Here is a 26,336-nt window from a genome sequence, read left to right as displayed (position 1 = left end):
AAGCAAAAGCAGCAATGCCCCCTAGTCAAAGCGGTGGACCTTCGCACCCTGCCCGCTTAGGCTGGCGTCGACAGAATCCACACGCCAAAGGCCATCATGACCGACACACCCGCCTATCAAGTGCTCGCACGCAAATACCGGCCCGAGACCTTTGTCGACTTGGTTGGTCAAGACGCGATGGTGCGCACGCTCAAGAACGCCTTTGCGGCGGATCGGATCGCCCAAGCCTTTATCATGACGGGTATTCGCGGCACTGGGAAAACCACGACAGCGCGGATTATCGCCAAGGGCATGAACTGTGTCGGGCTGGACGGCACTGGCGGGCCTACAACCGAACCTTGCGGGCAATGCGAACATTGCACGGCAATCATGGAAGGGCGTCATGTCGATGTGATGGAAATGGATGCCGCCTCGCGCACTGGTGTTGGTGATATCCGCGAAATCATCGATTCTGTGCATTACCGCGCGGCCTCTGCCCGCTATAAGATTTATATCATCGATGAGGTCCACATGCTGTCCAAGAACGCGTTCAACGCGCTCTTGAAGACACTTGAAGAACCGCCCGCGCACGTCAAATTCATCTTTGCCACAACCGAAATCAGGCAGGTGCCAGTGACTGTTCTGTCACGCTGTCAACGGTTTGACCTGCGCCGGATCGAACCCGAAGTGCAAATCGCGCTGCTGCGCAAAATTGCCGATGGCGAAGAGGCACAGATCAGCGATGACGCCTTGGCGCTGATCACCCGCGCCGCCGAAGGGTCAGCGCGCGATGCAACGTCACTGCTGGATCAGGCAATCAGTCACGGCGCTGGCGAAACCACCGCCGATCAAGTGCGCGCGATGCTCGGGCTTGCGGACCGTGGCCGGGTGCTCGATCTGTTTGATATGATCTTGCGCGGACAAGCCGCCGAGGCGCTGACTGAACTTTCGGGGCAATATGCCGATGGGGCCGATCCCATGGCGGTGCTGCGTGATCTGGCCGAGGTCTGCCATTGGGTGAGCGTGATTAAAATCACACCCGAAGCCGCCGAAGACCCCACCATCAGCCCCGATGAGCGCACACGTGGCCAAGCGATGGCTGCGGATCTGCCGATGCGCGTCATGTCGCGGATGTGGCAGATGCTGCTTAAGGCATTGGAAGAGGTCGCGATGGCCCCCAACGCGATGATGGCCGCTGAAATGGCTGTGATCCGTCTGACACATGTTGCCGACCTGCCCACACCGGACGAATTGGTACGCAAACTGCAAAACGCAACACCGCCCCCCGGTGGCGGCCCATCAGGTGGACGCCCCGCCCCTACGGGTGGCACGACCACAGCAATGTCGCAAACCCCGGCCCCGACACATAGCGGGCCAAGCGGCCCCTCTGCATCAGGCGCACAAACTGCCGTCGCGCTAGCGCCCGACGCATTGCAACACTACGTGCGGTTCGAAGATGTCATTGAACTGATCCGCACCCACCGCGATGTGAAGCTTTTAGTCGAAGTCGAAACTGGTCTGCGTCTGGTCAACTACCAACCGGGCCGGATCACCGTGAACCCGACACAGGATGCGGCCAAAGATTTGCTCGGGCGGCTGGGTTCGCGGCTGCAATCTTGGACAGGGACCCGCTGGGTTGTCTCTGCGACGGCCGAAGAAGGCGCACCCACAATCGCCGAAGTGCGCGACGCCGACGAAAACGCCCTGCGCGCGTCGGTCCAAGAACACCCGCTGGTCCAAGCCGTGATCCAAGCCTTCCCCAAAGCCAAAATCAGTAAAATCCAAACCGAGGCCGACAAAGCCCAAGACGCGTTTGAGGACGCATTGCCAGAGGTGGACGACGAATGGGATCCCTTCGACGAGGATTAAGCCGTGCGTTGCCAATTGGCCGCGTAGCCCCTATCTGAAGCCTAACAATACAGGAGACAGCGTGATGCTCAAAGGATTAGGTGGTCTTGGCGATATGGCCAAGATGATGAAACAAGCCCAAGAAATGCAGGGCAAAGTGGCCCAGATGCAAGAGGACCTTGAAAACGTCATGGTCGAAGGCGTCAGCGGCGCGGGGCTTGTCAAAGCAACCGCAACGGCCAAGGGCGAACTCAAGGGTTTGGATATTGATCCATCCATCTTTAACGGCGACGAAAAAGAAGTTGTCGAAGACCTGATTTTGGCCGCGATCAAAGACGCGCAATCCAAAGCCGCAGAACGCAGCCAGCGCGAGATGGCGAAAATGGCCGAAGACATGGGGCTACCGGCGGGAATGAACCTCCCATTCTAGCGGGGGGGGCAACCGGAATGACCAACGGCACCGATGATCTCGATAATCTGATCGCGCTTATGGCAAAGCTGCCGGGGCTTGGCCCCCGGTCAGCCCGGCGTGCGGTATTGCATTTGATCAAGAAGCGTAGCCTTGTGCTGATCCCGCTGGCCGAGGCCATGCACCGCGTTGGATCGACGGTGCGCGAATGTTTGAATTGCGGCAATATTTGCACCGCCGATATCTGCGAAATTTGCCAATCCGAGAAACGCAATATCGGCCAGATTGCCGTGGTCGAAGACGTTGCCGATCTTTGGGCGATGGAACGGTCACAGGTGTTCAAAGGCCGCTATCATGTGCTGGGCGGGACGCTTTCGGCGCTGGATGCGGTCGGGCCAGACGAATTACGCATTCCGAAACTCTTGGACCGGGTCAAATCCGAAAATATCACCGAAGTGATCCTTGCGCTTGGGGCGACGATCGACGGTCAAACAACGGCGCATTATATCGCGGATCAACTGCCGGGCATCACGGTCACATCATTGGCGCAGGGCGTGCCTGTCGGGGGCGAATTAGATTACCTCGACGATGGCACAATTACGGCTGCGCTGAACGCGCGCAAAGCGCTTTAGCCGCGCGGCAACTTTCCGATCAGATCAAACGCAACGCCTATAATTGTAAGAACTTATTGGTCTATAATCTGGAACAAAACACGTGTCCGCTGCCCGCGATACAGGTAAAGCGCCATACCCACTATGCCTTACAAAAACTGACCGGTGACATTATCGCTGATGCCGCGTCATTAGGCGCCGCGTATTCATTTTCAACCATCCCCTGAACAAACGCATTTCGACGTGCGCGTAACTCGTCTGCTCTTGCGTCCCACACTGTCGAAGGTGATCTGATATGAATAAGCAGAATAGCCGCATCAGCGAGGGTAAGTTCCTCTGCACGTTTTCCAAAGCATAAATTCGCGGCTAATTCCCAACCTTGAATCTGCGACGTGATGTATGCGCGCTCAAGCGCAAAAGCCGTCATTTGCACTTCACCTGCGAACAATCGCCCTCGAATATAGGTTAGGAGTGTCTCAGGTTGGGGCATCCCCGGTCCGCGTGAAACAACATGGTCACTTACAGCGATAGAAACGGCGTAAGAGCTTAACCGTTCAAATTTTGCGGCCGCTAAGAGCGCATTGGGTATCTTGGATGGCTCTGCTTCAGAAAACACATTTCTCGGGACGCCAGTAGGTACAACAGCAACACCAACCACGATCACTAGCAAGGTCATCACAAAGAAAACGCGCATTCACAGAGTGCTCCGATGGGTTCAGGGCCTCGTGCCGATTTCGAATGAGGCAGGTTTGACGCTTTCCATATTATACCAGACATTCACCACTTGTGCAGCGCTCTCTCAATTTGAGCTAAAAGCCAATTCCGGAGCGGACGCGTGACGTTTCCCAATGTCCAATAAATATACAAAAGGCGTGCAACCTTTATTGGTCACACGCCATTAAGGCCCACGAGCTTCTAGCGATCAATCGTCCGTGTCGTCGCTATCTGGCAGGTTAAAGAAACTGTCCGCATCTGACACATCGCGTGGATCTGCACCGCTGTCTTCTTCATCGTCGCGCGGGTCTGACAGGCTGAATGTTTCCAGACCTGACAGGGCCGCCGGCATTTTCGGCTCTGGCTCCATACCCAATGATTGCTCTGTGCTGACGAGCTTGCGACGTTCGTCATCAGACATTGCCCCGCCTTCTGACGCCTTTTTCGCATTGGCTTTTTGTACAGCCGCGTCAAGTTCAGACTGTTTACACAGGCCCAAGGCAACCGGATCAATCGGTTCGATGTTGTTGATGTTCCAATGTGTCCGCTCACGGATCGCTTGGATTGTCGGCTTGGTCGTGCCGACCAATTTGCTGACCTGCGCGTCGGACAATTCAGGGTGGAATTTCACCAACCAATAGATGGACGCCGGGCGATCCTGGCGTTTTGACAGCGGCGTATAGCGCGGTCCACGGCGTTTTTCCTCACCAGCAGATGCTGGGTTATACAAGAGTTTCAGCTTGTGCAGCGGGCTGGCTTCGGCCTTGTCGATTTCTTCTTGGGTCAGTTGCTTGTTCGCGATCGGATCAAACCCTTTCACGCCCACGGCCACGTCGCCATCGGCGATCCCTTGGACCTCCAATTCGTGCAGGTCGCAAAAGTCAGCGATCTGCTTGAATGTCATGGTCGTATTGTCGCAAAGCCAAACAGCCGTCGCTTTGGCCATAATCGGTGTATTGGACATCTTTCATCTCCTGCGTATTTTCAGACAAGCGTATCCTGCGCCCTTAAACTGGGCAGACTGTCGTTACAGCCGGGTTCGCATTGTCGGGGAACTTGAACCCTATATAGTGTCGCAAACAGATTTAGGAAAGATCAAAATGCGCAGGCTTTTCGCCCTTTTACTCGCTATGTCCAGCCCCGCCCAAGCCGAGGGCGTCGCAGGCGAATTTGATTACTACGTTATGGCCCTGTCCTGGTCTGCCAATTGGTGCGCCCGCGAAGGTGACGCGCGTGGGGCAGAGCAATGCGATGATGCGGCAGATTTTGATTGGATCCTGCACGGGCTTTGGCCGCAATATGAAACTGGCTACCCATCTTATTGTCGCACTGGACACAGCGCGCCATCGCGACGGCAAACCGCTGAAATGACCGACATCATGGGCAGTTCCGGACTTGCCTGGCATCAATGGCGCAAACATGGGGTCTGCACCGGGTTAAGCGCGCAAGACTACTACGCTTTGTCGCGGGCTGCCTTTGCCACCGTCACCCGGCCGCCCGTCTTTCGCACGATAGATCGCGATATTACGGTTCCCGCACATGTGATTGAAGAGGCCTTCCTTGCCGACAACCCGGATATGGCGTCAGATCAGATCACGATCACCTGCAAGAATGGGTATATCCAAGAAGCGCGCATTTGCCTGACCCGTGATTTAGAGTTGCGGACCTGCGGTGCTGATGTCATCCTCGATTGCGCAATGACCGACGCGTATTTCACCCCCATGCGCTAAAACAAAAAAGGCGCCCGATTGGGGCGCCGATTTTAGGGTATCATGCGCGCTTAGGTCGTAGGAAGCGCTGGTTCTTGTTCGGTCATCATTGTGGTACCGTCTTTGAGAACAATCTCGCCGCGTTCATCTTGACACCGTGGCGTACCATCGCGGTTCAAGCGCGGCGACATATATCCTTCAAGGCCGTCATCGACATACCAATGCTGACAGCCATCAGGATCGATCCAGATGTTTGCAACACCATCGACCAATGGCCCACCATCGTATCCACCGTCAGTGATTCCGTTCCCCTCACCAGTTGTCTCGCAGCCCGCCAGCGCGGTTGCGGCTGCCACCATAGCCAGTATCCGGACAGTCATTTTATTCTTCATCTTTACCCTCATGACGGCACTACCTGCCGCACATTCATACAACAGGCACAATTTAGATTCCATGAATGGCTTAGCATGTCACAAAAACGCTATCTAGTCTTTGGTCCGATCACGCTAGATGCCCGCAGCAAACCGCCAGCGTCAGCGGGCTGCTTGGCATCGTAAGCCCCGCGATCACATCAAAGTGGTGTTTGACTGGATCAACATAAATTTCGCACCCCCAATGCTGTGCAAGGCGCTGCGATTGCTCAATAAAGACAGGGCGTTCGTCGGACCCCACCCAAACGGTTACTGGGCATTCTGGTGCTGGCATATATACCGGGCTTTGCGCGCGCGCCTCCTGCGCGCCCAGCCGCAGATCAGCGTTCATTGAGGTGTTAAGCAATGGTGTCAAATCTGCAACGGGTGAGATCGGGACAATACCCGCAAGCCGTGTTTTCCAAGCAGCATTCGGTCCGATTGCGCCCAAACGCGCAACCAACTGACCACCCGCCGAATGCCCTGTCAGCCGAATCGGACCAGATACCCTTTGGGCAATCACGTTGACCGCTGTGGCGACCTGGTCGCCAATTTGGGTGATGGTGGCTTGCGGACATAGATCATAGGACACAATCGCCACTGCCCAGCCCTGTGCAAGTGACCCTGCCGCCAGGTGCGACCAATAGGATTTGTCGAACATCCGCCAATAACCCCCGTGCACAAAAACGACTACGCCGCGTGCAAGCCGCGCAGGGTGAAACAGATCGAACCGCGCGCGCGGCCCTTCGCCATATGCGATATCCAACGCGCACAACGCGTTTGCGCGAAACTGTGCGGCTTCTTCCGCCCATCTATCGGGATAGCGCGCGCCATCCGGGATATGGGCGGCGTTCGCATATGCATCGTCTAATTCCATCAGCCCCCCTTTACGCGCCCGCCGCAGACAGGTCAGATAGCACGAAACATGACGGAGCCTACCATGCTTGATAAATCAACCAATCTAAAATCTATGCTTACACGCCCTGATCTGCTTTGCGAGGCAGCGTTTTTCGCGGGCGATTGGGTTTTGGCCCAAGGGCGCGCAAGTTTCGACGTCATCAACCCGGCACGTGGCGATGTGATCGCAAGCGTGCCGGACCTGACCCGCGCAGAGGTCAACAGCACCATTGCAGCCGCTGAAAAAGCTCAAAAATCATGGGCGGCCCGCGCCGCCAAAGAACGCGCGCAAATTCTGCGGAAATGGTTTGATCTACTGATGGCACACCAAGAAGATCTTGCCATCATCATGACGGCCGAACAGGGCAAACCGCTGGCTGAAGCCCGCGGCGAAGTTGCTTATGGCGCATCCTTCATCGAATGGTTCGGTGAAGAGGCCAAGCGCATTTACGGCGAAACCATTCCCGGCCATATGCCCGACAAACGGATCACCGTGATCAAACAACCCATCGGTGTCGCCGCCGGGATCACTCCTTGGAATTTTCCCAATGCGATGATCGCGCGCAAGGTCGCCCCCGCGCTGGCCGCCGGATGCGCGTTCGTTGTACGCCCCGCATCACAAACCCCGCTTTCCGCGCTCGCGATGGCGAAACTTGCTGAAGAAGCAGGCGTGCCAAAGGGGCTGTTTTCGGTAGTCACCTCTGACGATGCCGATGGCATCGGCAAAGAGTTTTGCGAAAACCCAATTGTCCGCAAACTGACCTTTACCGGATCAACCCAAGTCGGGCGCATTCTGCTACGCCAAGCCGCCGATCAGGTGATGAAATGCAGTATGGAACTGGGCGGCAACGCGCCGTTTATCGTCTTTGATGATGCCGATCTTGATGCTGCCGTCGAAGGTGCCATCGCCTGCAAGTTCCGGAACAACGGGCAAACCTGCGTCTGCGCTAACCGGATTTACGTACAAAAAGGGGTCTACGACACCTTCGCCGCAAAATTCACCGCCGCCGTCAAAGCGCTGCGCGTTGGTGACGGACTGGCAGACGGCACGTCCCTAGGCCCACTGATAGAAGCCAAAGCCATTGATAAAGTGCAAAACCATCTCGACGATGCGCGCGCCAAAGGAGCAACTGTTTTGACAGGCGGCAAACCTCATGATCTGGGCGGTTTGTTCTTTGAGCCAACCATCATTAGCAACGCCACCAAAGACATGACCGTTACCACCGATGAAACCTTTGGCCCCTTCGCACCGCTATTCATGTTCGAAGACGAAGACGACGTAATTTTCCAAGCCAACGACACGATTTTTGGGTTGGCCTCGTATTTCTACGCCAAGGACCTGTCGCGCGTGACCAAAGTCGCCGAAGCGCTGGAATACGGGATTGTCGGAGTGAACACCGGGATCATTTCAACCGAAGTCGCCCCCTTTGGCGGCGTCAAACAATCTGGTCTCGGCCGCGAAGGATCATCGCATGGGATCGAAGACTACCTCGAGATGAAATATATTTGTACGCAGGTGTAAATAAAGCAATGACTTAAATGCCTGCATCACGACTTACGTAAAGGCATTCCATTCTCTCAAAACCGATATCGCTGCGCGGACACGTTAATAAGGCAGACATGAGTGCGCCGCGCAGCGAATGACGGATTGAGCCCATCTTGACCGATGCTGCGCTTCGCACGAACGGCAGGTTTTCAGAATATCTTCGGCTTTGTTAAAAACAACCATTGACCATGACGTTAGCGTCAAGGTGCTAGACGTGCCTTTCGTAGAATTCACGATTCGCACTCAGGAGAACACGCGACATGACAATGAACACCACGGATGGGCTACACGCCAAAGTACAAGACCTGATGAAATATGGAGTCAGCGCAAACATAGCAGAACTGGATAACATCTACCACGAAGACCTCGTTGTGATGAATTTGGGTATCGACGGACGCCTGATGAGTTTGAAAAAGCAAGAAGTCCTAGGGATGCTGAAGGAGATGTTCAAAGAAGAAGTTCCTGAGGATCATATGTGGTCCAAGATCCACAGTCTGACCGCGAGCGGAGACCGTGGTCATGTGCTTATCTCCCGAAAGATTCCTTTGGGTGGTCCCAAGATGCATATTGACCTGAGCATTGACTTCGTATTCGAAGATGACCGCTGGCAGGTGATGCGAGAAGTAAATTTCAGCCGACCTGATACAGAAATGGCCTGATTTTTCGCGGCCCGGATGACTGATTGAAGCCATCCGGGCCGCCCTTGATTTACATCCACAACACTTACATATGGTGAAATGCTGATGGAGGATTGGGTATGCAAGCAAAGGAAGCTGCGGAACGATTGGGGATAACCCAGCGGATGTTGCGTCACTACGAGCAAGAAGGCCTTTTAGACGTCAGTCGAACGCGAAATGGCTATCGTAGATATAGTGATGCCGACCTGCGAAGAGCTGGCCGCATCCGCGATCTTATTGCGACCGGTTTCTCGACCCGTGAAATCCGCGCCATGAGCGAGTGCCTTTCGGATGAAACTACTGGCCCTTGCGAGGGCGGCATTGAGAAGTTGACCGAAAAGCTTGAAAATATTGATCGGCTCAGAGCGGAACTCGACGAAAAACGCTCCGCTGTCCTCGACAGGTTGGCGAATTTGCGAAATGGCCTGTCCACCCTAAGCGGCCATTGAGTTGTTTCATAGTAAATTCCGCTTTGCCCCGCAAAACAGACATCAGTGCGCTATGCGGGGCGTATAAGATTTCGTTGTAAGGGACGCTATAGGCTGGGGATTATCTGACACTAACAGCTTAGTTCATCCTATTCCGTCCGACAGGATATCAACAACTTCGCAAAATAGTGATAATCCCGCCAAGGATTGACGTTTCGTCCGCGTCCAACCAATTGTGATGCGTATGACAACCAGTGATGAAGATCTCGCGGCTGCGGCTGCAAATGGTGATGGGCAGGCTTTTGCAAGCCTGCTGGATCGGCACTATGATCGGCTGTTTGCCTTTTGCTTTCGGCTGACCGGTGCGCGGGCCGAGGCCGAAGATTTGACGCAAGACATCTGCGCCGCCCTGCCCGCGAAACTGGCCAGCTACCAACGCCGCGCAAAAGTCACCACATGGCTCTACCGCGTTGCAATTAACGCCGCCCACGATCGCCGCCGCAAGCGCGCGACATATATGAAGGCCACAACAGGTTGGGGCGATTGGGAGATCGCTAGGGTAGAAACGAACAAAGACATGGCGGAACAAATTGACTGGCTGACCGCCGCGATGAACCAATTGAACGAACACCTGCGCGACACGCTTGCGCTTGTGCTTGATGACATGACCCACGCCCAAACCGCCGAGATTTTAGGCGTGTCCGAAGGCACGATTAGCTGGCGCATATCCGAAGCCAAAAAAGCACTGCGCGCAATCAAAGAAAAGGAGGACGCGCTATGACCGACGACCTCGATGATCTCAAATCCATGATGGATGTCGCGACACCGCGCGCTGATGCCGCGCGCCGTGCAGAGAATCTCGCACTTGCACAGAAAAACTTTGACGATCTCCAAGGATCACGCGCGCAGCCGCGTCCCACCCCTGTAACCGGGCGTAATCGCCTTTGGACAGGAGTAAAAAATATGCTGAATTCACTGACATCAAAAGCGGCGCTGACTACAACGACGGCCATCGTAGCCTGCGGGTTTCTGGTGCTGACACCAGCGGGCCAAGACCTGTTGAACCCTAACAATCGTGATTTCTACCCAACGCCGATACCAGCGCCCGAGCCAGAGAATAGCGCCGCGCAAAGCGACGACAACATCCCGATCAATGAAATTGAACAAATCGATACGCCACGCGCGGATGCCTCCGCACGCGATCTGACTGACAACGTTGCCGAGCCTATGTCGGAGGAACCAGCACTTACCGCTGACTTAGATATGGGATCATCCGTTGATGTGGCAGCAGTACATGACGGCCTCAAAGAGCATTGGGAAGCGTTGGATACCGAGCAGTTAGGTACCCTGGACGTTGGCGGTCTTGTGGCTGCGGGCGATATGTCTCCTGAACCTATCGAGCAATCAGACGCCGCTGGATCGCCCGAAATTTTGCGCGGAGATTTTAATGCTACACTTGATGACATGACAATGGCCGCACCCGAAGCCCCAGTCATGGCCGAGGCTCTCAGCCGTGCGGCTCCGGCGAGATCGGGCGTATCATTTTCTGGCACAGCAACACTGGGCTATAGTGGGCCTGACGAAGCAAGTACACCGAACACAGACCGCCATGCACTATTGCTAAACACCGAAACCTACGCCAACGCGGCAACAAACCCGCTGAAAATCACCTCTGACGATCCGGTTTCGAGCTTTTCTATCGATGTCGACACGGCATCCTATTCTGTCGTGCGCTCGTCCCTATCACGCGGTCATCTACCCCCCGCAGATGCGGTGCGGATTGAAGAAATGGTGAACTATTTCCCCTATGCCTACCCTGCCCCCGAAGATGACAGCCCGTTCCGCACGACCGTTTCCAGCTTTGAAACGCCATGGAACCCAGACACGCAATTGGTGCATATCGCGCTGCAAGGGCAGATGCCTGCGCTTGATGATCGGCCACCGCTGAACCTTGTGTTTTTGATCGACACGTCAGGATCAATGAACCAGCCAGAAAAACTGCCGCTGCTGAAACAATCATTCCGGATCATGCTGGATCAACTGCGCCCAGAGGATCAGATCGCAATTGTCGAATATGCGGGCAGCGCCGGGCAGGTGCTCGCGCCCACGGCGGCCTTTGACCGCGCGACGATCTTGGAAGCGCTGCAGTCGCTAGGCGCAGGTGGATCGACCAATGGGCAAGGCGGGTTGGAACAGGCCTATGCCGTAGCCGACACGATGGCCGAAGATGGCGAGGTGAGCCGCGTGATCCTTGCCACGGATGGGGATTTTAACGTCGGGATCAACAATCCCGATGCGCTCAAAGACTTTATCGCGGACAAGCGCGACACGGGCACCTATCTATCCGTTCTTGGCTTTGGACGCGGCAATCTGGATGACGCGACGATGCAGGCGCTCGCCCAAAACGGCAACGGCACGGCGGCCTTTATCGATACATTGTCCGAGGCGCAAAAGGTGCTGGTGGATCAGCTCTCTGGCGCGCTCTTCCCGATTGCGGGCGACGTTAAAGTGCAGGTTGAATTCAACCCGGCCCAAGTCGCCGAATACCGGTTAATCGGCTATGAGACCCGCGCGCTGAACCGCGAGGATTTCAACAATGACCGGGTTGATGCCGGGGAACTCGGCGCGGGTCACACGGTCACCGCGATCTATGAAATCACCCCCGTGGGCAGCCCCGCGCAACTGTCTGATCCGCTCCGCTATGCACCCAACACCGTTGCGGAGACATCGGATGAATTGGGCTTTGTCAAACTGCGCTATAAGGCACCCGGCGAAGACACCAGCCAGTTGATCGAAACCGCGATCACGGGGACAAGTATCCCCGGTACAGAGGCCAATTTCGCCGCCGCCATCGCGGGTTTCGGGCAATTGCTGCGCGACGACACTTACCTTGGCGACTGGGGCTACAGCGACGCCATCGCACTGGCCAACGCCAACCGCGGGGACGATGATTTCGGCTACCGGACCGAGGCCGTGCAACTCATGCGGCTTGCACAAAGCCTGTCGGAATAATCGCGGTTCCGTCCCACCCTGCGGTTGTGTAGGGTGGGGCGAAATAAGTTTTCCGAACGAACTTGATTGATCAGAGTAATCAAATGCGCATTAGTTCCATTTTATTTACAGCAATGCTACTTTCGTCTTCAGCAACGGCTCAAGATACGCCGCAGCATTTTGAACACCCAGCCAACCGCTTGGTATTTTTTGAAGTTGGTGGTCAATCCGTGGCCTACTGGCCCGAACGCATCACGGCGCAATTCATCGGGATCACGAACCTTAGGGTACAACAGCGCGTGCTTGCAGATACAATTTATTACGGCAACGCCGCGAATACCGAAATCAATATTCTTGGCTTTCCAAACACAATGTTCGCCGAATCTTTGCCTATCTCGAATGACGCCAATTTTGTGGTTTTTATCTACGATCTTGAGGACGAATCCGCTTTAAAAAGTGGCGACTTCCGTCACCTTGGATTAGGCACATCATTTGATAGGGCTGAACCCAACAACGATCAAGGCTATGGATATGGGGGCATGAACGATGGCCGTGCTGAGTGTTTCTATGCGGTGTTCTTTAACGCAGAGGGCGGGCTTGAAGCCTTCGCACTAGCGATATCATCAAGCAGTTCAGAAGAAGACGCGTTGAGATGTGTAAGAGACGGGGTTCCGACCGGATTTGGATTTAACCCATACATCTCAGAGTACCATTTCGAACTAGACGAAGGCACCGATGAGGTAACGACATTCTACGATAGAAGCGAATTCACGCTTGGCCTAATGGCGGCTAGCTTCTGCCGCAACGAGGTCGATGATAATTCGATTTCATGCATCGCAGAATTGATCCATTCGACTTATATGGGCCATAGTCAGCTATTGGATAAATATGCGCGATGATACTATCGCACTCGCCAACGCCACCCGCGGAGACGCCGAATGGGTAGATTGTGTCTACTTCTATCTGCCGCGCTCACAACGCCAGCTACTCTAGCGGCCTTTGACGTTTCGGACCCAATGTGTCCACCGCAATGGGCTGAATATGTGCAGCAAGTTCGACTCAACCTAGCAACACACGAACTGCAAGAACCAATCGTGTTTGTTTCTCGAAACGGCGATGCCTATGATTGCCTTGGTCTCGGGCTCGATCAAGCGTTTCTAGCGCAGGTAGAAATGTGGGAAAAATCGCTGCCGTTTGACCGTACGCGACCGCTGGGTGAAGACCATCGCAATTGGCCGGTAAATATCTGCACATCTGGGACTACCCAATGGCCAGGCTTCAGCTACCGCTCAGTATCCCTTCCTACCCAACAGGACATTCTTGAATATGAAATGTGCAAGACCAGAATAATGTCGGTCTTTTCGCGGCTTGGCGGAGAATAGCGCCAACCGCAAGGACACCAGCGACCGGACCGAGGCAGTGCAACTCATGCGGCTCGCGCAAAGCCTGCCAGAATAATCCCGGTTCCGCCCCGCCCTGCGGTTGTGTAGAGTCGGGCGGAATTTGATTTCAAGGAATTGCAATGAGCGATGTTGATACAATAAGTTTTAAGGAAACCTTTATTACAGTCTTGCGAGGCAGAAAGCGCGAGATAACTCTCGTTGTCGTTGGCTGTTTACTGTATTGGCTCTTGTTCTCCCTTGGTCATATTATGGAGAAGCCAAGTCGTTACAAGAACATTGCGACTACTCTTGTTATTCTTGCGCCAATCGTTGAAGTTCTTTGGATTTATAGAGAGGCGCGTAAAATTTTCAGAGCCGATAACGTCGGCTAAGCCGTAGCAATAGACAGAACGCGCAGTCTAAATTTAACAGTAAGGCATAGCGATAAACACCTACATCTAACCGCTCACCGCTCGTACGCCTTACACGCCATAAAGTCCTTGAGCGTTTGGCCTTTGGTCGGGCGGAATGTCCCTGCGTCTTCAACCGCGACGATCCGGTCGAGCCGGAACATTCGGAAGTCATCGCGCAATTCACACCAGCAAACGGCGGTCCAGACTTTGCCCCAGAACCAGACCCCGAGCGGGCGGACGGTGCGAGTGCTGGCGGCGCCTTTTTCATCTTCGTAGCTGATGGTCAGGCGCGTGTGGGTTTCAGAGGCCTCTTCAAACTGATCGATATGATCGCGCCAGCTGCCACCGTGCCAAGGGGCAGCCACGGTATGCACGTTGACTTGGCCGATTTTGCGCCGGGCCGCGTCGGGAAGGACGGTGTCGATTTTGACCAAGGCTTCTTGGGCTGCGGCGGACATTTTGGTGCCGCCCCATGTCTGTAATATCCGCGCGCCTGCGACCAGGGCTACGATTTCTTCCTCAGAAAACATCAGCGGCGGCAGGTCATAGCCGTCGCGCATCAGGTAACCAACGCCTGCCTCGCCATCAATCGGCACACCGGACCCGATAAGGTGCGCGATGTCACGGTAAATCGTGCGCTTTGTCACCTCGAGCCGTTCGGCCAATTGCGCCGCCGTGGTGAGCCGACCACCCCGCAGATACTGAAGTATCTGAAAAAGACGGTCGGCCCTACGCATTATGACGCGGGCTCAAACAGGCCAAGCGAATTGCCGTCCAAATCTTTGGCATAGGCAAAACGACCCGGAGGGATTGAGATCGCTGGGCTGACAACTTCGCCGCCCGCCGCCTGACAGCGTTCAATCGCAGCTTCGAGCGTATCCGGGACGGCAAGGTGGATTGTATTTCCCCCATCTGCAGCGGGTTTGCCCGGATAAAGATGCCCGCCAACTGCGGTCATATCCGACCCGAAATTCGCCATCGGATTTGGCCCCGAATTATCGATGCTCATCTCAAATCCAAAGACGTCGCTGTAAAATGCCACCGACTTATCCATGTCTGTCACCGGGATTTCTGTCCACACGACCATTGCATTACTTCCCATCGTTCATCTCCTTGTTTGCGATGTTGATGGCATCTTTAACCATACCCCTACTGACAGCGTTATGTCAGCAGGTTTTCAGTATCTAAAATAAGATGCGGCTCACCGTCGGATGTGCGTTCTTTTGAGAACCCATCGGGGCCAATTGTCCCCGTAATCCGGCTGCGCATGTTGTGAAAGCGTGCAAATCGCACGGTATCCACAGGGGTATCAAGCTTGATTTCAAGACGCATCCACCCCGGTTCTTGCGGCGTGGCGCTGATCACCTCGCCCGCAAACGCCTGCGACAAGTAGCGCCCAGTCACGCGCGTCCCCGCTGAAATTGTAGCTGGGGCCACGTCACGGATGGCTGCATGAAAACTGTTCCAATCCCGGAACCCGTGATCCCTGGCGATTTGTTCAAGCGCTTGTGCGTGGCTCCTACCTGATGCCCCGGCACGCAATGCCTTCGCCATTGTTTTCGCCTTGTGCAGCGATGGAAGTTGTCCGGTCATTGTGTGACCTCCTGAATATGTGTCGGGCGCCGCAACGCGACGACCGCAATTGTGAGTAAAAGAAGCAAGATTTCCGCGAATGGCCCCGCGTACCAGATGCCCGGTTCGCCAAAGAATTTCGGCAATAAAAATGTCAGCGGGATCGCAAAGAGATAGGGTTTAGATAGGCCCAAGATCGCGGCGCGCGTGGCATCCCCGATGGTTTGGAAATAGCTCGCCACCATCATCAACGGTCCCATCAGGAAGAACACAATCGCCATGATTGGGATGATCCGCGCAACCTCTGCGATGACATCTGGATCATCCACAAAAGCCGCCCCAATTTGCACGGTAAAGCTGGTCACGATGATCTGCACAATCACGCAATAGACAAGTGATGTAGCCAAAGCGATCTGCAGCGACCTTGCTGACCGCGCCCATAGCCCAGCCCCATAACTGTTGCCTGTGATCGATTGCATCGCAAACGACAGCCCCAACATCGGCAGATAGGTAAACGTCACGACCCGCGTGATGATCCCATAGGCCGTGACCGTATCCGCATAATGCGCGGTTTGTACCAATTGTAGCGCGGCCATAATCGCCGCAGATCCAAGCGCGAACCCTGTGAAATTCAGGCTTTGCGGTGCGCCAAGGGCCAGCATCCGCACCCAACCATGAAACCACGATGACTGGCCAAGCGCCGTGAATTGAAGCGACGTTTTCCCGCGCAACCGAAACGTCGCGATGATCGCAAAGGCAAGCAATTGCGCCAGCCCCGTGCCATAGGCAGACCCGGCAACACCCATATTCAGCTTTGCGATCAGCACATAGTTGAACGCGATATTGGCGAGCGACACGAGCAAGCTCATCGCGGCCATGAACCCGACCCGGCCTTCGTTGCGTAGCGCGTCCGAATTGACCGACAGGACAAACATCAATGGCGTGAAAGACACCGTGATCCGCAGATATGTCAGCCCCATTTGCGCAAGCACAGGGTCAGATGCAGCAGAAAGGTTGGCAATGGTTGCCCCGAATAACCCCGACAGCGCGATCAAAATCCCCGCGACCACCAGTGCGAACCCATGCGCACCTGTGAAAATTTCGCGGGCTTGCACAATGCGCCCACCGCCCAAATGCCGCGCAAGAATGCTCGACATGCCGCTCGACACCAAAGTGGCGCAAGCGGCGATCAACATGTAGATCGGGAACATTAATGTCACCGCAGCCAAGGCTTGCGGCCCAACGTAATGGCCAAGAAACAGCGCATCCGCGACTGTCAGCGCACCGTTCATCCCCATCACAAAGATGATTGGCAGCGCGGTTTTGATATATAATCTGCCCAAAGAGTCAGACAGGTATTTATTTTGGGGAATGTCAGACATGCCCATACTCCATAATCCGAAGATCGCGTCGTTTTAGGATAGGTACCCGCATTACCATCCGCGCGAAAATGCGGAAAGGAAGTATGAAATCTTATGCTAAACTTCACCAAGACAGATGTCAGCGGGTGGCGGGCGTTAGCGGCCTTTACGTTGATTAGCGCCCGCTTTTGCTTGGGTCAAGCAAGCCACTGACATCCTGCTGCCGTTTCCCCGCGCGGTTGATATTCGCCGCAGACCCAGCCGTGGTATCCGTCTGCACTTAGCTGATCAAAGAATGCGGGATAATTGATATCACTTGCGTCAGGTTCTGACCGGTCCGGCGTTTGCGCGACTTGCACATGGGCCGTGATTGGGCACATGCGTTTCCAAGTCGCTAACACATCGCCTGTGATCTTCGCCGCGTGATACGCATCAAACAAAAGACGTAAATTGGGCGCACCAACTGCGGCGATCACCTTTGCCGCCAGATCGTAATCGCGCATAAAATATCCGGGCATATCGCCTTGGTTGATCGGTTCAATCAGCAGGCTTTGCTTGGGCACCTGCGCCGCGGCCCACGCGAGATTTTCGATATAGGCGGCTTCGGCCTCGGGCCCATCTGCCACGCCAGCCATAATGTGCAAATGCTGCGCGCCAAGCGTTTTCGCATAGCGGGCAGCCCGCATGAAATCGCGCTGAAATCGAGATTGCAACGCGGGCACGGCTGCCCATCCGGGTTCCCCACCCGTGTAGTTCGGCGGCGGGCAGTTGATCGACACCATTTTTAGATCATACCGTGCCAATTGGTTCACGATATCTTGCGCATTCACATCATAAGGGAACTGCACCTCAACCCCGTCAAAGCCCGCATCCTTTGCAGCGCCAAAACGTTGCATGAACGGCAGCTCGGCAAACAACCATGTCAGATTGGCGCAATATTTGGGCATCAAGAAAACCTCATGTGGGGGGGCGGATTATCCCAGATCTTTGGCCAAAATGATGGGAAAGAACGCACCGTTCGAACGCACGCCAAACCACTGCTGCCCGTCATGTGTCGCCACTTCTCCGATCTCGACAAGGCGGTAGAAAGACTTGCGGTCAATTAACGCCTCTAGCTCTGCGCGGATCAAAATATAGGGGCTGGGTTCGCCGGTGTCAGGGTCATTTTCGACGCGGATCGGATGGTCAGGCCCCGCGGTCGCCGTGTCCCCCACATTTGTCTCAAAGACCAACGCATCCCCCACCCGGTTGAAATCCACCGCAACAAACGGCGCGTCATCTACGGTGATCGTCACCTTTTCAACAGGCGTCACCAATACATAATCGTCGCCGTCTTTGCGCAGAATCGTCGAAAAAAGGCGTGCCAGCTCGGGCCGCCCAATCGGCGTGCCCATATAAAACCACGTGCCATCGCGTGCGATGCGCATATCAAGCGGTCCACAATCGGGCGGATTCCACAAATGCACCGGCGGCAAGCCGCCTTTTTGGGCGGCGCGGGCACTTTCGGCGATGCTTTGGGCGTTTGGGGTCACACTCTTTTGTGTTGTCATTGTTTTTGCCATTGGGATTTATGTGAATATCTGTTGGTATAGCTGATAACGTTTATCCGGAGGAAAGTCATGGCCGATCACGCCGATCTTGTTGTCCAAATTGAAAATCTGGGCGCAAAGCTGCAAGAAGCACGCAGCAGTATTTCGGCCCGTTTTATCGGCCAAACGCGGGTGGTTGATTTGACCCTGACTGCGCTGATCTGCGGCGGGCACGCTGTTTTGATCGGCCTGCCCGGTCTTGGAAAAACCATGCTTGTCGATACGCTTTCAACTGTGATGGGGCTTAACGGCAATCGTATCCAGTTTACGCCCGACCTGATGCCTGCGGATATTTTGGGGTCTGAAGTGCTAGAAACCTCTGATGATGGCACCCGCAACTTTCGCTTTATCGAAGGCCCGATTTTCTGCCAGCTATTGATGGCCGATGAGATTAACCGCGCCTCGCCGCGCACCCAATCTGCGCTGCTGCAAGCGATGCAAGAAAAAGAAGTGTCAATCGCTGGCGAACACCGCCCGCTTGGCGCGCCGTTTCACGTGCTCGCGACGCAAAACCCGATTGAGCAAGAAGGCACCTACCCGCTGCCCGAGGCGCAACTCGACCGTTTTCTTGTCCAGATTGATGTTCCCTACCCCGACCGCGCGACAGAACGTGACATTTTGATCGCCACCACCGGCGTGGCCGAGGCCGAGGCGACCGCCGTCTTCACCGCCGCCGAACTGTTGGACGCGCAGACATTGTTACGTCGCATGCCGGTTGGCGATAATATCGTCGAAATGATCCTTGACCTTGTGCGCGCCTGCCGCCCTGACGCCGACGCGCCCGATGTGATCCGCCAAAATGTCAGCTGGGGCCCCGGCCCGCGCGCCGCGCAAGCCTTGATGCTGACCGTGCGTGCGCAAGCGCTGCTTGATGGGCGCTTGGCACCTTCGGCCGAAGATGTGCTTGCAATGGCTGTGCCTGTGCTAGAGCACCGGATGGCGCTGTCATTTGCGGCACGTGCGCGTGGCGAAAACATCGCAGATATCATCACCCGCGTGGCCGCCGACGTGACCAAGGTCTCTGCCGCCGCATGATCACCCCGCTCGCCCTTCGCGCTGAGGCCCAAGCCCTCTCAGCCCCGCTGCCGGCACTTTTGGCCGAGGCAGAGCATCTGGCGACCACCGTTTTGCTGGGCGACCACGGGCGGCGGCGGGCAGGCGTGGGCGATACGTTTTGGCAATACCGCCCAGCGCAACCATCGGATGCAGCGCGCAGTATCGATTGGCGCCGATCAGCCCGGTCAGATGCAAATTTCGTGCAAGATAAAGAATGGCAGATCGCGCAATCGATTCTGCTCTGGGTCGATCAGGCGGCGTCGATGCAGTTTCATTCAGATGAACTGCCAAGCAAGGGCGCGCGTGCGCGGCTTCTTGGGTTGGCCACCACGATTTTGATGATACGCGGCGGTGAACGGGTCGGTTTGACCGGGCTGCGCCTGCCCCCTCGGCGTGGTGAGGCGCAAATCACGCAGATGGCACAAATCCTATCAGAACAGAGCGACGTCGATTACGGCGCGCCCGAAACCCAAGGGATGCTGCCACATTCGCGCGCCTTGCTCATTGGCGATTTCATGGGCGATGTCGCTCCCGTCGAAGAAGCCTTGATGCGTGCCGCAGATCGCGGCGTGGGCGGTGCATTGTTACAGGTGCTTGACCCGCAAGAAGAAGAGTTTCCCTTTGACGGGCGTACTGTGTTCACATCGATGACGGGCGCATTGGAACATGAAACGATGAAGGCCGGCGATCTTAAGGCGCGCTACCTTGATCGGTTGGCGGAACGTAAAGATCGTCTTGCGATGCTCGCCCGCACAACCGGCTGGCAATTTAGCACGCACCATACCGGACAATCGGCGACGGCCGCGCTCCTTTGGCTTTATGGCGCGCTGGAGCGGCAGGCATGATGGCGCTGGGTCCCATCGGGTTTACAGCACCTTGGTTGCTGGTCGCGCTTGCCGCATTGCCAATTCTTTGGGTGCTTTTGCGCGCGGTGCCACCTGCACCGATCCGGCGACAGTTTCCGGGCGTCGCGCTTTTGTTGGGTCTGGCCGACAAAGACAGCCAATCTGATCGGACGCCTTGGTGGCTTCTTTTGCTGCGCCTTTCCGCAATGGCCGCAATAATTATTGGGTTCGCCGGGCCCGTTTTGAACCCACAAGCCGCGCGCGGTGGTAACGGTGATCTCGTGATCGCGGTGGACGGCACATGGGCTGGGGCTGCGCGTTGGGCGCAACACATGTCACGCGTTGACACATTGCTGTCAGAAGCCGCTGTCGCGGATCGCCGTGTCGCTGTGGTGGTCTTGACCGATCTGCCCGCAGGCGGCCTGCCCTTCGCCGCCCCAAGTGACTGGCAAAACCGACTGCCAAATCTGATCCCGCAACCTTGGCAACCAATTGATCCGGCATCCTATTTCGATACCCAATCAGGGGTATTTGAAACCTATTGGCTTTCAGACGGGATCGATTTTGATGGGCGCGACGCGCTGCTTACGCGTTTCGAAAATGTGGGCAGCGTGACCGTCTTTCAAACGCCGCAACAGACCATCGGCATACGCCCTGCAACCTTTGAGGATGGCGAAGTGATCGTCAGTGCCACGCGCACGCCAGTTGGTGCCGCTTTTGAGACGCAAATCACCGCCACAGGCCGCGACCCTGCAGGCGTTGAGCGGCCACTTGCCACCGTCCCGCTCAGCTTTGCCGCAGGTGAATCCGACGCGCAAACCCCGATGATCCTTCCCCCCGAATTACGCAACCGTATCACGCGGTTTTCAGTCGATGGGACCAAATCAGCGGGCGCTGTAAGCCTGACAGATGACGCGCTCAAACGGCGCGAAGTTGCTTTGATCGCACAGAACGACGCCCGCGAGGGGCTCGAACTTTTGTCGCCACTTTATTACCTGCGCGAAGCGCTCGAACCCACCGCCGATCTGATCGACGGCACTATTTCCGACATCCTTCTTGCCAACCCGGATGTGATCATTCTGGCGGATGTGGCGACCCTCAGCGAGACCGAAACGGACGCATTGCTGGAATGGATGGACGGTGGCGGCATGTTGCTGCGTTTTGCTGGGCCCGCGGCTTGCCGCGAGCGATTTGGGCCGCAGTTCAGAGGATCCGCTTTTGCCCGTGCGCTTGCGGTCTGGTGGGCGCACCGTTGGCGGCGCAATGAGCTGGGGAGAGCCCAAGGCCCTTGCCCCATTCGACGCTGACAGCCCATTTTTCGGCCTGCCCGTGCCCGACGATGTCAGCGTCACAAGCCAAGTCATGGCGCAACCCGATCCGACGCTGGCCGCAAGGGTCATTGCAGAACTGGCCGACGGTACCCCGCTGGTCACGCGTAAACGGGTCGGCGACGGCCAAGTTATCTTATTCCATGTGACGGCAAATGCAGAATGGTCCAGCCTGCCCCTATCAGGTCTATTTGTGCAAATGCTGGAACGCATGGCGGTATCGACCCGCCCATCCACGCCCGAAGCCGCAGAATTGGCAGGCACAACATGGTTGCCAAGCAAGGTTTTAGATGCCTACGGCCAGCTTGAGGACGCAAGCACACTGCCGGGCGTGGCAGGCGAAACCTTGGCGACCGCAGTGCCCGGGCCCGACTTGCTGCCCGGCCTCTATGCAGGCGCTGAGCGGCAATTGGCTGTGAATGTCATCGGTCCCGACACTGTCTTGGCCCCCGCGAGCTGGCCGTCGCATATCGCGGTTGAAGGCATGACTGCTCTCCGCGAAACTGCGCTCAAAGGCTGGTTGCTCACGGCCGCACTTTTGCTGTTGATAATCGATGTGATCGCATCGCTCGCCGTTGGCGGCCGTTTACGCGGGCCCCGCGCGGATGTGGCCGCTTTGCTTGCGCTCCTCGTCCTTGCAGCCCCAGACGTACAGGCCCAAACTGACGATGCATTTGCCTTGCGCGCAACCTCACAAGTGGTGTTAGGGCATGTTATCACTGGCAACGAAAGCGTCGACGAAGTCGCCCACGCAGGTCTTTTGGGCCTGTCACAAACGCTGTTCCGGCGCACTTCAATTGAACCTTCCGCGCCCTTGGCCGTTAATTTGGAGACCGACGAGCTCGCGTTCTTTCCGTTTCTTTACTGGCCGATCACAGCTGATCAAGCGCTGCCATCGCAAGCGGCCTACACAAAGCTGAATCGCTATCTACGATCCGGCGGGATGATCATGTTTGACACGCGCGACGCTGATACCGCACGGTTCGGGTCGGGGTCGCCTGAAGGACGCAAGCTGCAAGCCATCGCGCGCTCACTGGATATTCCAGCGCTTGAGCCCGTCCCCTCTGACCACGTGCTAACGCGCACATTTTACTTGCTGCAAGATTTCCCCGGACGCTACGCAAGCCGCGATATCTGGGTCGAAGCCGCCCCAATTAACGCAGTTCAAACCGAAGGTATGCCATTTCGCAACCTCAACGATGGTGTGACCCCTGTCATCATCGGCGGCAATAATTGGGCGGCCGCATGGGCCGTGACGCAAAACGGCGCCGCCATGCTACCAGTCGGGCGCGGGCAAGCCGGTGAACAGCAGCGCGAAATCGCCTTTAGATTTGGCGTCAATGTGATCATGCATGTGCTGACTGGGAACTATAAATCTGACCAAGTCCATGTGCCGGACCTGCTAGATCGGTTGGGCCAATGACACAAACACTAATCTTTAACCCGCTTACCCCAATGCCTGCGCTGATCGGCATCGCGGCTTTTGTGGCGCTCGGCATTGCCTTTGCGCTTTGGCGGGGGCTGCCGGGGCGGTGGCTTCGCGGGGTGGCAGCAATTGTACTACTTTGCGCCATAGCGGGGCCATCCGTGCAGCAAGAAGACCGCGCCCCACTATCCGATATTGTTTTGGCCGTTATCGACGAAAGCGCGAGCCAAAGGATTGCGGATCGCCCTTCGCAAAATGATGCAGCGCTCGCGAATATTACAGCGCAGATTGCCCGACTTGATAACACAGAACTGCGGGTCGTTCGGGTTGCCGATGGTGAAGATGACATCGGCACCGCGCTGATGACCGCCACGACCCAAGCGTTGTCCGAAGAACCGCAAGGCCGCGTCGCAGGCGTGATCTTGATCAGTGACGGGCGGTTGCACGATATTGAACGCGCCCCGCGCCTGCCCGCGCCAATGCATCTGTTGTTGACCGGACAACCAGATGATTGGGATCGGCGGCTTGTGGTATCGCAAGCGCCTGCGTTTGCGATCTTGGGCGAACAGGTCACCCTGACATTGCGCATCGATGATCAAGGGGCCGCACCCGCGACCCAAGCGGTTGACCTGTCGATCGCTGTCGATGGCGACCCTGCGATCAGCCTGCCCATTCCCGTCGGGCAAGACATTGAAATCCCATTTGAATTGCCTCACGGCGGCATGAATGTCGTGCAGTTTTCAATCCCCGAAGCCGAAGGCGAGCTAACCGCGCGCAACAATGTCGCCGTTGTGCAAATCAACGGTGTGCGTGATCGCTTGCGTGTGCTTTTGGTATCAGGTGAACCACACGCAGGCGAACGCACGTGGCGCAACCTGCTTAAGTCGGATCAGACCGTTGATCTGGTGCATTTCACCATCCTACGCCCCCCTGAGAAACAAGATGGGGTGCCGGTAAATGAATTGTCTTTGATCGCCTTTCCCACCCGCGAATTGTTTTTGGAAAAGATCGATGATTTTGATCTCATTATCTTTGATCGCTATCGCCGTCGCGGGATTCTTCCGGGTGATTATTTCAACAACATCCGCGAATATGTCGAACAAGGAGGCGCGGTTCTGGTGTCGTCTGGCCCGGAATATGGCGGCGCGGAAAGCATCTATCGATCACCGCTGGGGCAAATTCTGCCCGGCGCGCCCACCGCGCGTGTCTTCGAAGAAGGCTTTACCCCGCAAATTACCGACATCGGCCAGCGTCACCCCGTGACCGAAGGGCTTGCAGAACTCGCACCAAATCCCACAGGCGACGGCCCGGGTTGGGGGCGTTGGTTCCGGTTGGTTGATGTGCTCGTACCGCAGGACGCTACGACCGTCATGTCGGGGCTTGATAATCGCCCGTTACTTGTTCTGAACCGCATTGGTGAAGGCCGTGTGTCACTGATCGCGTCAGACCACAGTTGGCTATGGGATCGCGGGTTTGAAGGGGGCGGGCCACAGTTGGAATTGCTGCGCCGTCTTGCACATTGGATGATGAAAGAACCCGAGCTTGAAGAGGAGTCTCTGTGGGTAGAGCCAAGCGGCCAAACCATGCGGATCATTCGGCGCACGCTGAATGAAAGCATCGATGATGTCACCGTCACCCACCCCGACGGGACGCAGACCGTATTGTCGTTGGAACAGGTCTCACCGGGGCGGTTTGAAACGCTATGGAATGGTCCCGAAATCGGGCTGTACCGTTTGGATGATGGAACCGAAACAACGGTGATTGCACTTGGCCCAGCAGCACCGCGCGAATTTGAACAAACGATTGCCTCGAACGAAACGCTTGACCCTGTGCTGACCGCATCCGGTGGCGGCACCCTGATGATTTCGGATGGCGATATTAGTATCCGCACGGTCCGCGCTGGACGCCCCGCAAACGGGCGCGGCTGGATCGGGATCACACCGCGCGGCGCTTATCAAACCGCGGATATCAGCATCACGCCTATATTGCCTGCTTGGGCGTGGCTATTGTTAGCCGCAATGCTGAGTATTGGTGCATGGCTACGCGAAGGGCGGCGTTAGTCGTCTAACGCAACTTCGAACAGCTCTTCAGACCAGCCATCAACGCTACACCGGGTGCGGATAAACACGGATGTTGCACCTTCAGGGATCACGATCCCACTTTGTGAGCGCGTAAATGGCTGTTCATTGACATGCGGGTGCGCCAATTCACGAAACCCGAGCCGGTTGCCGTTCGCATCAAGCACTTCCCAACCGTCGGCATAGTGGTCCCAACCCGTGTCAGGGTGCAGGATTGAAACGGACACGCGGTCGCCAGAAATGGTGACATCAGCGACTTGGGGCGGATCGGCCAATGCGGCGGATGCTGCGAAAATGGGAATCAGTGCATATTTCATCATGTCGTCTCGTTTAGCAGAATACTGCGCGGAACTGATGCAAATTCGCGTGACCAGACGATGCCCAAGGCAATTATCGTCGCGCCAATCAGTGCAAATGCCCCCAACAACCACGCAAGCGCCGCCAATGCAAAATACATCGCCCGCAGCCCGCGGTTAAAATTAACGCCCGCACGAATGTTGAGCTCAGCCGCCTGTGCCGCGCGTGGATAAGCGATCGGGTCGTCGGGGTCGTTGGGCACAGCGGACATGACAACCGCACAATAGCCAAACACGCGGTTTGACCAAACGAATTTCAGAAACGCATTGGCCAAAAACAAAACCACAAGCCCCAGCTTTAACTGCCACACAACAACCGGCAGTGGCGCGTCTGTGACCTCGAGCGCCACGCCGCGTAACGGATCAGTATTCCCGATCAGTGCAAGCACACCGCCAATTGCAAGCAAACAGGTTGATGCGAAAAACGATGTGCTTTGACGCAGACTTGCAAGGATTTGGCTGTCATAGATACGAGGATTCCGGGTCACAAACACCTTCATCCATTCGCGCCGGTGCGCGGACATCAACACAGTTACCGACGGGCGCTTGCCGCCTGGGCGATCAATCAACGATCCGATCACAAGCCAGCCCACCACGATAAATGCCGCCGCGCCCCAATCCCACAGGGTCAAAAGCCCAAGATGTTCAAATAATTCCATAGGTCTTGTTTAGCCAGTCGGCTACCCACTTGCCATATGGAAAAATTGGTAA

26 protein-coding genes and 1 pseudogene are annotated in these 26,336 nt (G+C 56.1%); 15 read left to right on the top strand and 12 right to left on the bottom strand.

What is annotated here, in order from left to right:
* The first annotated feature begins 96 nt into the window (after nucleotides 1–96).
* The 3 genes from Yoon_RS04290 to recR all read left to right on the top strand — a co-directional run bounded on the left by Yoon_RS04290 (nucleotide 97) and on the right by recR (nucleotide 2,868).
* Nucleotides 97–1,848: a DNA polymerase III subunit gamma/tau gene (locus Yoon_RS04290; protein ID WP_238110465.1), complete on the top strand. Its 1,752-nt coding sequence runs from the start codon at nucleotides 97–99 to the stop codon at nucleotides 1,846–1,848.
* A 64-nt stretch (nucleotides 1,849–1,912) separates the two neighbouring features.
* Nucleotides 1,913–2,257, top strand: coding sequence for a YbaB/EbfC family nucleoid-associated protein (locus Yoon_RS04285; protein WP_238110463.1), 345 nt, complete (start codon nucleotides 1,913–1,915; stop codon nucleotides 2,255–2,257).
* Between the two features lie 17 nt (nucleotides 2,258–2,274).
* Nucleotides 2,275–2,868, top strand: a complete 594-nt coding sequence (recR, locus tag Yoon_RS04280; protein WP_238110461.1) for a recombination mediator RecR — start codon at nucleotides 2,275–2,277, stop codon at nucleotides 2,866–2,868.
* A 121-nt stretch (nucleotides 2,869–2,989) separates the two neighbouring features.
* Here the strand turns inward: recR and Yoon_RS04275 are convergent, their stop codons facing one another.
* Both Yoon_RS04275 and Yoon_RS04270 read right to left on the bottom strand, forming a co-directional pair.
* Complete coding sequence (locus tag Yoon_RS04275; RefSeq protein ID WP_238110459.1) at nucleotides 2,990–3,541, bottom strand: transglycosylase domain-containing protein; 552 nt, start codon at nucleotides 3,539–3,541, stop codon at nucleotides 2,990–2,992.
* Nucleotides 3,542–3,769: 228 nt separating this feature from the next.
* Nucleotides 3,770–4,525 (bottom strand): DUF1013 domain-containing protein, encoded by a 756-nt coding sequence (locus Yoon_RS04270; protein ID WP_113777592.1) that lies wholly within the window; start codon nucleotides 4,523–4,525, stop codon nucleotides 3,770–3,772.
* Between the two features lie 136 nt (nucleotides 4,526–4,661).
* Here Yoon_RS04270 and Yoon_RS04265 point away from each other — a divergent pair, with 136 nt between their 5' ends.
* Complete coding sequence (locus Yoon_RS04265; RefSeq protein ID WP_238110458.1) at nucleotides 4,662–5,291, top strand: ribonuclease T2; 630 nt, start codon at nucleotides 4,662–4,664, stop codon at nucleotides 5,289–5,291.
* Nucleotides 5,292–5,341: 50 nt separating this feature from the next.
* Here Yoon_RS04265 and Yoon_RS04260 read toward each other — a convergent pair whose 3' ends face one another.
* Complete coding sequence (locus tag Yoon_RS04260; RefSeq protein ID WP_238110457.1) at nucleotides 5,342–5,662, bottom strand: hypothetical protein; 321 nt, start codon at nucleotides 5,660–5,662, stop codon at nucleotides 5,342–5,344.
* A 109-nt stretch (nucleotides 5,663–5,771) separates the two neighbouring features.
* The gene (locus tag Yoon_RS04255) at nucleotides 5,772–6,557 is read right to left on the bottom strand and encodes an alpha/beta hydrolase (RefSeq protein WP_238110456.1); all 786 of its coding nucleotides are present in this window, start codon (nucleotides 6,555–6,557) and stop codon (nucleotides 5,772–5,774) included.
* A gap of 63 nt (nucleotides 6,558–6,620) precedes the next feature.
* Here Yoon_RS04255 and Yoon_RS04250 point away from each other — a divergent pair, with 63 nt between their 5' ends.
* The 7 genes from Yoon_RS04250 to Yoon_RS04220 all read left to right on the top strand — a co-directional run bounded on the left by Yoon_RS04250 (nucleotide 6,621) and on the right by Yoon_RS04220 (nucleotide 13,993).
* On the top strand, nucleotides 6,621–8,099 hold the full coding sequence (locus Yoon_RS04250; RefSeq protein WP_238110453.1) for an NAD-dependent succinate-semialdehyde dehydrogenase: 1,479 nt from the start codon (nucleotides 6,621–6,623) through the stop codon (nucleotides 8,097–8,099).
* Between the two features lie 284 nt (nucleotides 8,100–8,383).
* Complete coding sequence (locus Yoon_RS04245; RefSeq protein WP_238110451.1) at nucleotides 8,384–8,782, top strand: hypothetical protein; 399 nt, start codon at nucleotides 8,384–8,386, stop codon at nucleotides 8,780–8,782.
* A gap of 98 nt (nucleotides 8,783–8,880) precedes the next feature.
* Complete coding sequence (locus tag Yoon_RS04240) at nucleotides 8,881–9,249, top strand: MerR family transcriptional regulator (RefSeq protein ID WP_238110449.1); 369 nt, start codon at nucleotides 8,881–8,883, stop codon at nucleotides 9,247–9,249.
* 223 nt (nucleotides 9,250–9,472) lie between these two features.
* The gene (locus tag Yoon_RS04235) at nucleotides 9,473–10,009 is read left to right on the top strand and encodes an RNA polymerase sigma factor (protein ID WP_238110447.1); all 537 of its coding nucleotides are present in this window, start codon (nucleotides 9,473–9,475) and stop codon (nucleotides 10,007–10,009) included.
* Nucleotides 10,006–12,240 carry a VWA domain-containing protein gene (locus tag Yoon_RS04230; protein ID WP_238110445.1) on the top strand — a complete coding sequence of 745 codons (2,235 nt, stop codon included), beginning with the start codon at nucleotides 10,006–10,008 and terminating at the stop codon, nucleotides 12,238–12,240. Before Yoon_RS04235 ends, Yoon_RS04230 begins: the two co-directional genes overlap by 4 nt.
* A 62-nt stretch (nucleotides 12,241–12,302) precedes the next feature.
* On the top strand, nucleotides 12,303–13,118 hold the full coding sequence (locus Yoon_RS04225) for a hypothetical protein (protein ID WP_238110444.1): 816 nt from the start codon (nucleotides 12,303–12,305) through the stop codon (nucleotides 13,116–13,118).
* A 623-nt stretch (nucleotides 13,119–13,741) separates the two neighbouring features.
* A complete protein-coding gene (locus Yoon_RS04220; RefSeq protein WP_238110443.1) occupies nucleotides 13,742–13,993 on the top strand; it encodes a hypothetical protein in 252 nt (83 codons plus the stop codon).
* 74 nt (nucleotides 13,994–14,067) lie between these two features.
* Here Yoon_RS04220 and Yoon_RS04215 read toward each other — a convergent pair whose 3' ends face one another.
* The 6 genes from Yoon_RS04215 to Yoon_RS04190 form a co-directional block, all read right to left on the bottom strand.
* Nucleotides 14,068–14,751 (bottom strand): YafY family protein, encoded by a 684-nt coding sequence (locus tag Yoon_RS04215; RefSeq protein ID WP_238110442.1) that lies wholly within the window; start codon nucleotides 14,749–14,751, stop codon nucleotides 14,068–14,070.
* On the bottom strand, nucleotides 14,751–15,116 hold the full coding sequence (locus tag Yoon_RS04210) for a VOC family protein (protein WP_238110441.1): 366 nt from the start codon (nucleotides 15,114–15,116) through the stop codon (nucleotides 14,751–14,753). Before Yoon_RS04210 ends, Yoon_RS04215 begins: the two co-directional genes overlap by 1 nt.
* A 59-nt stretch (nucleotides 15,117–15,175) precedes the next feature.
* Nucleotides 15,176–15,607, bottom strand: coding sequence for a glyoxalase superfamily protein (locus Yoon_RS04205; RefSeq protein WP_238110440.1), 432 nt, complete (start codon nucleotides 15,605–15,607; stop codon nucleotides 15,176–15,178).
* The gene (locus tag Yoon_RS04200) at nucleotides 15,604–16,968 is read right to left on the bottom strand and encodes an MATE family efflux transporter (RefSeq protein ID WP_238110439.1); all 1,365 of its coding nucleotides are present in this window, start codon (nucleotides 16,966–16,968) and stop codon (nucleotides 15,604–15,606) included. Before Yoon_RS04200 ends, Yoon_RS04205 begins: the two co-directional genes overlap by 4 nt.
* A gap of 176 nt (nucleotides 16,969–17,144) precedes the next feature.
* Nucleotides 17,145–17,894, bottom strand: a complete 750-nt coding sequence (locus tag Yoon_RS04195) for a hydroxypyruvate isomerase family protein (protein WP_238110438.1) — start codon at nucleotides 17,892–17,894, stop codon at nucleotides 17,145–17,147.
* Nucleotides 17,895–17,921: 27 nt separating this feature from the next.
* The gene (locus tag Yoon_RS04190) at nucleotides 17,922–18,497 is read right to left on the bottom strand and encodes a DUF1285 domain-containing protein (RefSeq protein WP_238110436.1); all 576 of its coding nucleotides are present in this window, start codon (nucleotides 18,495–18,497) and stop codon (nucleotides 17,922–17,924) included.
* Nucleotides 18,498–18,566: 69 nt separating this feature from the next.
* Between Yoon_RS04190 and Yoon_RS04185 the strand changes: the two genes are divergently transcribed.
* The 4 genes and pseudogenes from Yoon_RS04185 to Yoon_RS04170 all read left to right on the top strand — a co-directional run bounded on the left by Yoon_RS04185 (nucleotide 18,567) and on the right by Yoon_RS04170 (nucleotide 25,251).
* On the top strand, nucleotides 18,567–19,571 hold the full coding sequence (locus tag Yoon_RS04185) for a MoxR family ATPase (RefSeq protein ID WP_238110434.1): 1,005 nt from the start codon (nucleotides 18,567–18,569) through the stop codon (nucleotides 19,569–19,571).
* A complete protein-coding gene (locus Yoon_RS04180) occupies nucleotides 19,568–20,437 on the top strand; it encodes a DUF58 domain-containing protein (RefSeq protein WP_238110432.1) in 870 nt (289 codons plus the stop codon). The genes Yoon_RS04185 and Yoon_RS04180 overlap by 4 nt, the downstream gene beginning before the upstream one ends.
* A pseudogene (locus tag Yoon_RS04175) lies at nucleotides 20,434–23,188 on the top strand (DUF4159 domain-containing protein). Before Yoon_RS04180 ends, Yoon_RS04175 begins: the two are co-directional and overlap by 4 nt.
* On the top strand, nucleotides 23,185–25,251 hold the full coding sequence (locus tag Yoon_RS04170) for a hypothetical protein (protein ID WP_238110429.1): 2,067 nt from the start codon (nucleotides 23,185–23,187) through the stop codon (nucleotides 25,249–25,251). The pseudogene Yoon_RS04175 and the gene Yoon_RS04170 overlap by 4 nt, the downstream one beginning before the upstream one ends.
* On the opposite strand, the gene Yoon_RS04165 is transcribed toward Yoon_RS04170, so the two are convergent.
* On the bottom strand, nucleotides 25,248–25,586 hold the full coding sequence (locus Yoon_RS04165; protein WP_370642122.1) for a hypothetical protein: 339 nt from the start codon (nucleotides 25,584–25,586) through the stop codon (nucleotides 25,248–25,250). The genes Yoon_RS04170 and Yoon_RS04165 overlap by 4 nt on opposite strands.
* Nucleotides 25,586–26,284: a DUF599 domain-containing protein gene (locus Yoon_RS04160; protein WP_238110426.1), complete on the bottom strand. Its 699-nt coding sequence runs from the start codon at nucleotides 26,282–26,284 to the stop codon at nucleotides 25,586–25,588. Before Yoon_RS04160 ends, Yoon_RS04165 begins: the two co-directional genes overlap by 1 nt.
* Nucleotides 26,285–26,336: the final 52 nt, after the last annotated feature.

The organism is Yoonia sp. I 8.24 (assembly GCF_022096995.1).
Taxonomy (GTDB): Bacteria; Pseudomonadota; Alphaproteobacteria; order Rhodobacterales; family Rhodobacteraceae; genus Yoonia.
This window is presented reverse-complemented; position numbering and strand designations above follow the sequence as displayed.